This is a genomic window from Bacteroides sp. HF-4919 (assembly GCF_018860125.1).
The window spans coordinates 368,900-380,174 of the sequence record NZ_JAHKNF010000004.1; the positions used below are offsets into that span (position 1 = coordinate 368,900).

The window sequence follows — 11,275 nt, forward strand, 5'->3', positions numbered from 1 at the left end:
CCCCGGACGTACCTTACTAAAGTTTCTTTTGTCTCTTGGATAAATTGTTGTCTCCACGTCGAACTCTTCATCTTAGCGGCTAAGATGTGCATCTTGGCAGGCAAGATATACATCTTGGCGGCTAAGATATGTATCTTGCCAGCCAAGATACAGTTTAATTGCTTCTTTTAACAAGTTTTCTTCCAATACTTCAGAATTCGGGGTAGAATGATATCCTATTTAATAATTTACGATTCAGCCTCCTCCTGCCTTTTTTGAAGCTTTCGGTGCTTTCTGAAAAATAAACAAATAAGCCCGTCTTGCAAAAAATGATTTGATATGGGAATATCCGAAGTATTCATAAGATAGATTGGTACACAGCTGCCTTGCCTCCAGATGTTACTCTTTGATCATTGTCAGCAACATCTTAAACCTTTCAATAGCTGTCAGTGCATGCGGCGCGTTGGCCGGAAACACGATACTTTCTCCGGCTTTCACCGTAAACTCCTGACCGTTTACTATCATATTTGCACTTCCTTCCAATATTTGTACCAAAGCATCGAACGGGGCACGATGCTCGCTAAGTCCCTCTCCTTTGTCGAACGAGAATAGAGTGATATTCCCGGCAGGACTCTTGATCAACTGTTTACTGATAATTCCTCCTTCGGAATATTCCACTAATGAAGGCAGGTGGAGTACGGCTCCCTTTTTAAAAGACTGTTCCATATTCAATATTGTTTTTTGAGTAGATACGAAGATAGAACGTTTGAAGAAAAAGATTGTTTATCTGTTTCTTTTTTCTACCTTTGCCGCATATTTATTATTAAGTCATTGATCTTCCGAATGAAACTCTGCATATAGCTACGCTCAACGAATAGCTCCCGATTTATAAAGCTATTCAGCTATCGGACAGATGCTTCGGCGTCTTTCCCCGAGTTTTTTATATCCATTTATTTACCCGTTACGTACATATAGGTACAACCGGACTCGTATGTCTGTTTGATACCTGAATGTGCCGTTTTCATTCAATTGAGCAATGAATTATACTTATCAACAAATAGGACTTATCAATTATCCTGTGATGCTGAGCATCCTGATGGAACAGTTAATCAATATAACCGATGCTATTTTTTTAGGACATGTCGGTGAAGTGGAATTGGGAGCTTCCGCTCTTGCCAGCATCTATTATCTCGCTGTTTACATGTTGGGATTCGGCTTCAGTCTGGGTCTGCAAGTGATGATCGCCCGCCGTAACGGTGAGAGGCGTTATGCCGGAACAGGCAGAACCTTCTTTCAAGGGTTGTTTTTCTTAAGTGCGCTGGCTGTCCTTCTGAGCTTCTCTTCTTATTTCTTTTCACCATTTATCCTGAAGTATTTCATTCACTCGCCTGAGATCTATCGTGCCGTGACCGATTACCTGGATTGGAGATGTTTCGGCCTGCTGTTCTCTTTCCCGTTTCTGGCCTTCCGTTCTTTTTATGTTGGCATCACCCGGACCAATGCTTTGTCGTGGGCGGCGATGACGGCTGTTTCAGTCAACATCCTCTGCAACTATCTGTTTATTTTTGTTTGGGGTAAGGGAATAGCAGGTGCGGCCTTAGCCTCTTCTCTGTCTGAGGCTGCTTCTCTCCTGATCGTTGCCGTTTATGCTTGGGTGAAAGTGGACGGGAGAGAGTTCGGACTTAAACCACTATATGACAAACGATTGTTGGTCGAACTGCTGCGTCTCTCCCTATGGAGCATGTTACACGCTTTTATCAGTGTTGCTCCGTGGTTTCTGTTTTTTGTAGCAATTGAACGGTTGGGGGAGGCGCAACTTGCTGTTTCCAATATTATAAGGAGCGTTTCTACCGTCTTCTTTGTTATTGTCAATTCGTTTGCCGCTACTACGGGGGCACTGGTCAGTAACCTGATCGGAGCGGGGGAGAGGCGATTGTTGTTTCCGCTCTGCCGGAAAATTGTGAAGTTAGGTTATGCAATTGGTTTTCCTCTGATAGTATTGGCTGCGTGTTTTCATCGGCAGATTGCCGGGCTTTATACGGATAGTACCCGACTGATAGAAATGTCAGCCGTCCCTTTTATAGTGATGTTGTTTAATTATGTGTTTGCCTTGCCGGGATATGTGTATATCAATGCGGTGACGGGTACGGGAAAAACCCGTACCGCCTTTCTGTTTCAGTTGACAACGATTGCTGTCTATCTGGCCTATTTATATCTGCTGAGCCGATATGCCGGAGTCCCTTTGGCTGTTTATCTGATGGCGGAATATCTTTTCGTGATTTTGTTGGCTATCCAGTCTGTCCTTTATTTGCGGGCGTCATCGTAACATTTCCTTTTTCAGGTAGAAGCATAAATGATCGTATATATGGCCGTCATAAGTCGTTTCCGCTTCGTGGAGGATACCTTCGTATACAAATCCGTGCCGTTCCAGCAAATGTCGGGAGCGGGTATTATGCGGATAGCAGTTTGCCGAGATCAAATGCAGCCCCAGTACGTTAAATCCATAATTCAATACGGCATGTGCTGCTTCCGAAGCTATTCCTTTTCCCCAATGGCACTCCTTCAGCCAGTATCCTAACATGCGTGTCCGGGGATTCTCCCGTTTAGGATCGGGAATAATGCCGATAGAACCCACCAGAGAATTATTCTCTTTCAGAATCATAGCAAAGACTCCTTCATTCCTCATAAATACCGTATGCAGGATTTCTTTGGAGTCTTCGATACTTTTGTGAGGTTCCCAACCGGCGTTATTTCCCAGATTCGGGTTCTGGCAGCATTCAAAGAGTTCCTGTAAGTCCGTTTCCCGGAAAGGTCGGAGAAGGAGGCGTTCGGTTTTTAAAGTGATGGTGTCCATAAGATTATAATTCATATTTGGAGTACAGTGAAATTGGATTCTTCTGCAAAGATGGTATTTTTATTTCTAACCTTGCACGGTCTATCTCTTTTTTATTATCCGATTTACCATATCTTTGGCGGAAAATCCGGAAAAACAATGGATTCAATTTCGGAAGTGTAAGCCCTCGTTTATAGTTGACAAAAAAACAAGTATCCCGGCTTTCCCCCGAAGAGTCCATCCATGAGGTGAAGAAGCGAATTTTAGAATAAACCATCTGAAAATCAATATCTTTAAAAAGTAAGATTTCTATCCTCAAAAGCTTTGTTTTAACACAGAGTTAAAGCTTGTTCTTTGGATGTGAATAACAAGTTCTTTAAATGCAAAAGACTTATTATTTGCACATAAGAACCTGACAACCTGCAAAAGGCGTTAACAATGTTAATTGAAGAAAGGTATAAGGATGAAGATATCGGTTCAGACGGCACAAATTCACTTCTGAAACTTGAGTTATCTTATTCAGCCGGTGTCTATTTTTTTTAAGCAAGCAAAAAGGACAATTATCAACTTGAAAATAAAGAAATAAAGAATTTACCACCAAATTTGAAGAAGAACCTCTAAACTAAACAATACATGATTTAGATAATGTAGAGAGAATTTATGATTCTAATAATGAATGTATCATGTGTGTGTCAAAGGAAACTGCTTCTGAAAAAAACGTCATTATAAGCTCTTTATATTAAATATTATTATCTATATTTGCGTTCATAAATCAGATGGACCCTTTCATAATGGAGCTATGTGTAGTACTTGAAAAACAAACAAAACAGTAGCTCTGATAATTGGCTGCTTGTCTTTAAAAGCATATCGAGTGCACCTTATTGAAAAAAGATGTATGCTGACTGTAAATGTACTTGCGATATACCCATATATATATAATAAATGCAAAACTTAAGCCCCAACCAACTAATATGCCCTTATTATTCTCCGGATTATAAGGTTATACCTCAGTACATCGAAATGAAAGCCGGGGAATCTCTGGAACTATGCAGTAAAACAAGTAATTATTTTGTTTTCTTATTTACGGGAGGTATTATCATTGATTTTAATCACTATATCAACCGTCCTATATCTGAAAATGAAATGTTCTTCTTACCCAAGAATAATAAATTTAAATGGAAAGCAATTACTAAAACAACCCTGATGCTTACAGGGTACAATGCATCGGTTTTTCCATGTTCGAATGTGAAAAATAAAATACTTTTCAAGAGGAAAAGTACAGTGAAATTCCTATGCCGGGGTATTCCTATGAAAGAGGAAATGAAAAGTCTGGTTTATCAAATTAAAAACTATGTAGATATTGGAATAAACTGTCACCATCTATACCTTCTAAAATACAAAGAAATGCAACTGTTGTTCAAGCATTTTTATACTCAGGAAGAAATAGCACAGATATTTTATATGTCATTGGGTAACAGTCCGCTTTTTGTCGAAATAATTTTAGGTAATTACTCAAAAGTGAAAACCTCAAAAGAATTAGCTCACTTGTTGGGATACAGTATGAGACAATTTGAGAAGCTTTTTAAAGAGAACTTTGATGAAACCCCTTATAAATGGATGCAAGAACGTAAAGTCAAGCAAATCCTTCAGAAACTAAAGGATCCCGATATTCCATTAAAGCAAATCATGTACGAATTTAAATTTAACACCTCCTCACACTTTAATTTCTATTGCAAGAAGCATTTAGGGGGGACTCCGATGCAGGTAAGAAACGGACATAAAGACAATCTTATATCTAAATAGATTACCCGTTGTTGATTCGCAGTATTTCTGCGCTGATTGGTAGTCTATATGTGGATCTATAGGGTTATATTTGCAACAATTTAAGAAGTGATCTTAAACGATTGGGAAGATTGTTGCAAATTAGCAACTCTGCAATGATGGTTTTGCTCGATCCATGAGCAAAAACCGGTGTGATAGGATCCAATTTCAGGCCATTACCTTTTGAACAGCGCCTGTCCTAACAGAGTTTCCGAAAGCGCTTGTTCAGAACATTTGTGACATATTTTTTTTCTCGGTGTTAAAGCATAAAAAAAGGACGATGCTTGTACTGTGCGTATTTGTCGAAATCACCTTTCTTTGTTGCCGAAAAATTAATTATGTTATACTCAAATTAAAATTTATGGCAACAGTAAAATTAAAGCTAAACAAATCGAGAGCATTGAAAGACGGAAGTTACCCTGTGGTATTCCAACTTCTTCACCAGAGAAAAAAAGAGATTGTATATACTAAATACCGTATGAAGGAAAATGAATTTATACCAGTTTTAGAAAAGGTCAGTTCCAACAATTACGCCGATTGCAAGATCAGCCGGGAACTACATAAGATGACCAGATCGTTCTATCTGCAGATAAAGCGGCTTGAAGCGACTGGAGATGAATATACCGTGAAGGACATAGCTTCCGCTGTTGCTCACAAATCTGCGGGGAAATACATCTTATTAGATTTTATTGACTCACAGATAGCCTGGAAAAAGTCAATGAAAAAAGATGGTATTGCGGCAGCCTATCGTAGCACACGTTCCTCCCTGGCAAAATTTGTCGGCTCAAAGCAGGTGAAAATGTCCCAGATCAACCAACGATTCGTAACCTGTTACAAAGACTTTTTGTCTTGCAATGGAGTCAGTGAGAATACAGAGGCATATTATATGCGTAACTTCCGGACCCTATATAACCTGGCTGTAAAAGACGGCTTCGTGCCTAAATGCACTTATCCGTTCAAAGACATTTGCACCAAACCGTGCAAAACCGTAAAACGGGCCTTGGATAAAGAGCAGATGTTACGGTTAACGCAATCCGATCTTGGAGCCAATCCGGAACTGATGCAATCCCGGGCTTTCTTTTTATTTGGCTTCTATGCCCAAGGAATGGCTTTTGTAGATATTATTTTTTTAAGATGGAAAAATATTTGTGGAAATTCAATAAGCTATAGGAGGCATAAATCAAAACAGACTATTCAGATAACAATTACTCCCCAGATTCAAGCCATTCTGGATGAATACGGGATTAATAAAGAGAATGTGGATGGCTATATATTCCCTATAATCCAACCTGTGATTAACCCTCAAACGGATAAAAACGAATATGAACAATACCGCGTAGCTTTGGGGCGGACAAACAGACACCTGAAAACCATATCCGAAAAATTGGGGATTGCTCCGTCACTGACAACATACCTCGCGAAACATCATACAATCTCTATCTAATTGAAAATTAAACTGTTATTTCTGTTTAATTAATATCAGGTAACGATTTAGAAACGAGCGAATTACAATATTCTGTTTTCTTTTGCCTCTGTCAAAGAACGATTCTTTCAATGCAAATATACACTTTACTTGTGACAAAAGCAATCTTTTTCTACATTTAATCGACTTACAGTCAGCCTTAAAGAGGGTATCTGGTCTCATTCCATCTTCTTCCTCAAAAATAACATAGCAGTCTAAATTGGTTTATGTATGGGATAGGTCTTGTTCATTCGATCCGGTAGACTACTATACATAAAAGTATAAAGGCGAGATACGACAAGGAGATGCCATGCTTTTGTGTAAGGGGAATCTCTCTTAGCTTATCGCAGACCATGTATAGCTAAGTGTTTTGAGAATAAACAGTCTGTAAAAAACGGAAAGACACCGATTATGGGCCGTATCACCATCAATGGAACCCAAGCCGGTTTCAGTTGTAAGAAAGAAGTGTCCCTCGCTTTGTGGGACGTCAAAACCAACCGGGCCAAAGGCAAGTCCGAGGAGGCCCGTACACTCAATCAGGAGCTTGACAATATCAAGGCGCAAATCACCAGGCACTACCAGTACATCTGCGACCACGACAGTTTTGTTACAGCCAAGAAAGTCTATAACCGCTATGTCGGCTTCTCAGAGGAATGCCACACCCTTATGAACCTTTTCAGGGAACAGCTGGAACCGTATAAAAAGAAAATCGGCATAGAGAAAGCCGAAAGCACCTACTGCGGTCTGGTTGCCGATTACAAGAGTCTCCTGCTTTTCATGAAAAGCAAGAAGAATGCAGAGGATATTGTCATCGAAGAACTTGAGAAATCATTCATCGAGGATTACTACAACTGGATGCTCGGTACATGCGCTTTGGCAAACTCCACTGTCTTCGGGCGTGTCAATACCTTGAAGTGGCTGATGTATATCGCGCAGGAAAAAGGCTGGATACGGGTTCATCCGTTCGCATCATTCGAGTGTATGCCCGAATACAAGAGGCGTTCTTTCCTTTCCGAAGAGGAACTGCAAAGGATAATCCATATAGAACCGAGATACAAACGCCAGCGTGCCATGCGCGACATGTTCCTGTTCATGTGCTTCACCGGTCTTTCCTATGTGGACTTGAAAGCCATAACATACGATAATATCCATACCGACTCCGACGGCGGTACATGGCTGATGGGCAACCGTATAAAAACGGGAGTGGCGTATGTCGTAAAATTATTGCCCATTGCTATCGAACTGATTGAAAAATATAGGGGTACGGATGAAAAGAAAGACTCCCCGAATGTGTCTTTCCGGTAGGTGAATACAATGCCATGCGGCTCAGTCTTGGAATCATAGGCAGGAAATGCAACTCCGGGGCGAGGTCACCCCGCACATCGGACGCCACGCATTTGCCGTTCTGGCCATACTCAAGGGGATGCTGCTGGAAACTCTTCAGAAAGTGTTTGGGCATAAGTCCATCACATACGTCCTGCGCATCCATTCACTTGTCCGGCGCAGGCGGGGCAATCTTTTTCTGGAAGTCGCCCATCTGTACGACCAGCGTGCTGACCAGCTTTCTCAACTCCTAATACGCGCTTGTTTCAATAATTGTCAGTTCCATACTAAAATTCTTTTTAAGATTCTGAATATGCGACAAAGTAACGCACATCCTATATCCTTTCCAAACAGATAATATCAGAGTCTTCCGTTGGCGTGCATTGGCGTATCCAACGTTAAAAGAGAAGGTCCTTCACCTGCATCCATGCGGCAACGGAACTTCCATTCCCTTACTTGTTTTCCATAAATTTATAGGATTAATTTCTGGTGCATGATATTAATAGTCATTATTCTGTCTGCTTTTTTTGCTTGCATAATTGCAGCTAACAGTTATCTATTCCAGAACGCATTGTTATGGAAAATGGCAAGCTGTTTTGTTGGTTTATGGATATTGTGTATGATAATTACCGTCTTCGTTTGTCGTAAACTTGAATGCTCTAATTAAAACAGTACGGTTGTCATGCTTTGTGTGTTTTATTATAAATATTATGAATTATTTGGAATTGATATGTAATATAGATAATTTTGCAGTCGGGAAATGGTTTCGGGAGGTTTACGCCTTCCGAATGAAAAGGGAACCCGGTGAAAATCCGGGACAGTACCCGCTGCTGTGAGTCCACAAAAACGGACATCGAACTTTTGCCACTGGTGTAATACCGGGAAGGCACGATGACCGGGACGAGTCAGAAGACCTGCCATGACCGGAATGAGATTTACACCTGCGGGATATACGGGTCGTAATCAAATAAGGAATAGCTCATCGGCCATTCAATATTTGAAGACAGACATATTCCCGTTCGTGTAAGTCCGCACGAACGGGAATTTTTTGTGTTTGTTAATAATATGTTTTACATTAAAATGAGTGACCTATGAAAAGAAAATTACGCTTTCTGGCAGGTGCCTGTCTATTTACCGCAACCGCCTTGTTCTCTGGCTGTAGCTCGGACGATGACTTTTTGATGGACCCGGTTGATTCCGGAACTTCGCAAACCCGTGCTGTGACAAATTCGGACGGTACTTTAACTATCACTTTCGATGATTTCGATCCCGGCATGTTAGCAGGACCTACCTCGGCCGGAGAAAATCTTTATTCGTACCAAGGGTATCCTCAAGTAACCACCATTTACGACAATACTCCGGAAGAATATCTCTTCCTTTCAATGTTTAATACTGTAGGTGGAAGCACAGAGTATTCCAGCGGCGGCATCGCACTTTCCAACTGGAACATCCGCTCCAATCAGTCGGGAAATACCGGAGACTGGTGGTATTCTTATCTAAACCAATGTTCTGTCTATAACACTGCGGTGGAAGCGGAAGGACAGAATAAGGAAGCCGGGCACAGCGGTTCCAATTTCGGTGTCGTTTACGGATATGTGGATGCTTACAATCAGGCATGGATGGCTAAACCAGAATTTTATTTCAATGTTCCCCGGAAATTGGTCGGCCTGTGGATCTGCAACACCTCATACACTTATGGTGTCATTACTTATGGTAATCAGTTCGGTTCTACGGGGGTAGCGACTCCTCTGAAAGAGATGAAAGGGTATTTCCAAGTGAATCTGGAATGTTATGATGCGAATGGCGGTCTGATCCGCACTTACAAACGTCTTTTAGCCGATTATCGTAACGGCCAACAACAGGTTGATCCTATCACGACATGGGATTATTGGGAAATCAATGCCGAAGGGGTGCAAAGTGTGAAATTCAACTTCGAGGGTTCGGATTCGGGAGCATACGGTTTGAATACTCCGGCTTATATCTGTATTGATGATATCACCATACAATAAAAAGAATACAAGGATATCCCTTCTGTCGGGGGTATCCCTGTTATTTTTCTAAAATCCACACATCATGCATCGTTTTCACTATTTTATTATTTCTGCCTGTATGCTGTTCACCTCCTGCAACAAGGATGAAGTCATTACCGAAGAAGTAGGAGGACAACCTATAATAGAACTTGACAGCGAGACCGGTATTTACACGGTCAAGGTCGATCACGAATTGACTATCGCCCCGACATACCAGAATGTTGAAGATGCTCTTTTTGCTTGGACGATAGACGGTACGCTGGTTTCTTCGGGTCCGTCTCTTCAACGTACATGGAATGAATGCGGGGATTTTTATGTCAAACTAAGAGTAGACAATGCGGAAGGCTATGCCGAAGAGGAACTGAAAGTAGAAGTGAAAGAACTCACCCCTCCGGTCATCTCACTGGCACTACCTTCGCAGGGGCTAAAAGTCGTCCGGAATACCGATTACACATTTACTCCCGATATTCAGCATTCGGATGTCGAAGGGTTCAAAATCGAATGGGTACGGGAAGGAAAAATCGTTTCCACCGAGAATACTTATACTTTCAATGAAAAAGAACTCGGTGTTTATACGGTGACAATCAACGCTTCCAATATAGATGGGACAACAACGAAAGACGTAAGCGTAGAGGTCGTGGAAACGATGCCCTACGTTGTCAAATTCCCGACCCCGTCTTACCTGCAAACATCCACGGACAGGTACACTTTTGCCGACCGTCCTGTTTTCCTGCGTCCGTTGTTGGAGTATTTCGACAATCCCCGTTTTGAGTGGAGTGTGGACGGTCAGGTCATGGAAGGAGAAGTGGAACGCATGTTCAAGTTCACGCCGTCCGCACCCGGAGAATACACCGTCTCCTGTACTGTGTCGGAAGACACACCGACGGAAAAAATAAGCAGGAATATCGACAAAGGGAAAACGGCTGTCACTGCCACCGTAAAAGTCGTTTGTGTGGACAAAAAGGAACAAGACGGCTTCCGGGCTTCGGGAAGTTCCAAGCTCTGGAATAAAGTCTATGAATATACCCCAGCTCCCGGCCAATTTATCAACGAGACGAGCACGATAGGCGGTATGACCGGCAACGAAACATCCCCTGAAGCGGCTGTCGCATGGGCAACACAGCGTTTGAAAGACAAACTGCACGTCTCTTTAGGTTCTTTCGGGGGTTATATCATCGTCGGCTTCGACCACAGTATTCCCAATTCGGGTAACCAATATGATTTCTGTGTTCAGGGGAACGCCTTTGACGGCAGTTCCGAACCGGGTATCGTATGGGTCATGCAAGATATAAACGGAAACGGATTGCCGGATGACGAGTGGTACGAACTGAAAGGATCTGAAGCAGGCAAGGAAGAAACAATACAGAATTTTGAAGTGACCTATTACCGTCCGGAAGGCAAAAAAATGGATGTCCAATGGATCAGTTCCGACGGTAGAAACGGCTGGGTAGACTATCTGTCCGCTTATCATACACAAGACTATTATTATCCGGCTTGGATTTCGGAAAACAGTTATACCCTGACAGGCACTTGTCTGGCCGCCCGCAACACCCAAGATTCTCAAACCGGTTATTGGGATAATCAGAGTTATGACTGGGGGTACGTGGATAATTTCGGAAACGACCAGATAGAAGGCGGCAGTACGGTGGATGGAAGCGGACAAAGGAACGGTTTCAAAATTTCCAATGCCATCCATGCCGATGGAACGGAAGCCAATCTGCAATATATTGACTTTATCAAAATACAATGCGGTGTTCTGGCCAAAAGCGGCTGGCTGGGCGAAGTTTCTACGGAGGTATTTTCTTTTGAGGATCTAACCAAATAATA

Annotated in this window: 9 protein-coding genes and 1 riboswitch; of the genes, 7 read left to right on the plus strand and 2 right to left on the minus strand. The window is 42.0% G+C overall.

The genetic code is table 11. The features are described from left to right. Positions 1-378 precede the first annotated feature (378 nt). Entirely contained in the window at positions 379-705 is a 327-nt protein-coding gene (locus KO473_RS09670; protein ID WP_005807889.1) for a cupin domain-containing protein, read from the minus strand. A gap of 310 nt (positions 706-1,015) precedes the next feature. Here KO473_RS09670 and KO473_RS09675 point away from each other — a divergent pair, with 310 nt between their 5' ends. Then, complete coding sequence (locus KO473_RS09675) at positions 1,016-2,305, plus strand: MATE family efflux transporter (protein WP_122130309.1); 1,290 nt, start codon at positions 1,016-1,018, stop codon at positions 2,303-2,305. Here the strand turns inward: KO473_RS09675 and KO473_RS09680 are convergent. After that, positions 2,297-2,833 (minus strand): GNAT family N-acetyltransferase, encoded by a 537-nt coding sequence (locus tag KO473_RS09680; RefSeq protein WP_122130374.1) that lies wholly within the window; start codon positions 2,831-2,833, stop codon positions 2,297-2,299. The genes KO473_RS09675 and KO473_RS09680 overlap by 9 nt on opposite strands. Before the next feature lie 1,287 nt (positions 2,834-4,120). Between KO473_RS09680 and KO473_RS23415 the strand changes: the two genes are divergently transcribed. From KO473_RS23415 to KO473_RS09705, 6 genes are all read left to right on the plus strand, one after another. Beyond that, positions 4,121-4,615, plus strand: coding sequence for an AraC family transcriptional regulator (locus tag KO473_RS23415; protein WP_227559961.1), 495 nt, complete (start codon positions 4,121-4,123; stop codon positions 4,613-4,615). 379 nt (positions 4,616-4,994) lie between these two features. Next, the gene (locus KO473_RS09690) at positions 4,995-6,077 is read left to right on the plus strand and encodes a site-specific integrase (RefSeq protein WP_250716551.1); all 1,083 of its coding nucleotides are present in this window, start codon (positions 4,995-4,997) and stop codon (positions 6,075-6,077) included. A 429-nt stretch (positions 6,078-6,506) separates the two neighbouring features. Next, positions 6,507-7,400 (plus strand): phage integrase SAM-like domain-containing protein, encoded by an 894-nt coding sequence (locus KO473_RS09695; protein ID WP_004289225.1) that lies wholly within the window; start codon positions 6,507-6,509, stop codon positions 7,398-7,400. Positions 7,401-7,446: 46 nt separating this feature from the next. Continuing rightward, a complete protein-coding gene (locus KO473_RS23420) occupies positions 7,447-7,776 on the plus strand; it encodes a hypothetical protein (RefSeq protein ID WP_004289226.1) in 330 nt (109 codons plus the stop codon). Between the two features lie 386 nt (positions 7,777-8,162). Further along, a riboswitch (cobalamin riboswitch) is annotated at positions 8,163-8,355 on the plus strand. A 154-nt stretch (positions 8,356-8,509) separates the two neighbouring features. Next, positions 8,510-9,427: a DUF4465 domain-containing protein gene (locus KO473_RS09700; protein WP_004289228.1), complete on the plus strand. Its 918-nt coding sequence runs from the start codon at positions 8,510-8,512 to the stop codon at positions 9,425-9,427. 64 nt (positions 9,428-9,491) lie between these two features. Continuing rightward, complete coding sequence (locus KO473_RS09705) at positions 9,492-11,273, plus strand: PKD-like domain-containing protein (RefSeq protein WP_004293827.1); 1,782 nt, start codon at positions 9,492-9,494, stop codon at positions 11,271-11,273. The last annotated feature ends 2 nt before the right edge of the window (positions 11,274-11,275 follow it).

Excerpts from the sequence above, each read along its gene's own strand:
- KO473_RS23415 (WP_227559961.1), top strand. The coding sequence starts at position 4,121 with ATGAAAGAGGAAATGAAAAGTCTGGTTTATCAAATTAAAAACTATGTA.
- KO473_RS09700 (WP_004289228.1), top strand. The coding sequence starts at position 8,510 with ATGAAAAGAAAATTACGCTTTCTGGCAGGTGCCTGTCTATTTACCGCA.
- KO473_RS09695 (WP_004289225.1), top strand. The coding sequence starts at position 6,507 with ATGGGCCGTATCACCATCAATGGAACCCAAGCCGGTTTCAGTTGTAAG.
- KO473_RS09705 (WP_004293827.1), top strand. The coding sequence starts at position 9,492 with ATGCATCGTTTTCACTATTTTATTATTTCTGCCTGTATGCTGTTCACC.
- KO473_RS09670 (WP_005807889.1), bottom strand. The coding sequence starts at position 705 with ATGGAACAGTCTTTTAAAAAGGGAGCCGTACTCCACCTGCCTTCATTA.
- KO473_RS09680 (WP_122130374.1), bottom strand. The coding sequence starts at position 2,833 with ATGGACACCATCACTTTAAAAACCGAACGCCTCCTTCTCCGACCTTTC.
- KO473_RS09690 (WP_250716551.1), top strand. The coding sequence starts at position 4,995 with ATGGCAACAGTAAAATTAAAGCTAAACAAATCGAGAGCATTGAAAGAC.
- KO473_RS09675 (WP_122130309.1), top strand. The coding sequence starts at position 1,016 with ATGAATTATACTTATCAACAAATAGGACTTATCAATTATCCTGTGATG.
- KO473_RS23420 (WP_004289226.1), top strand. The coding sequence starts at position 7,447 with ATGCAACTCCGGGGCGAGGTCACCCCGCACATCGGACGCCACGCATTT.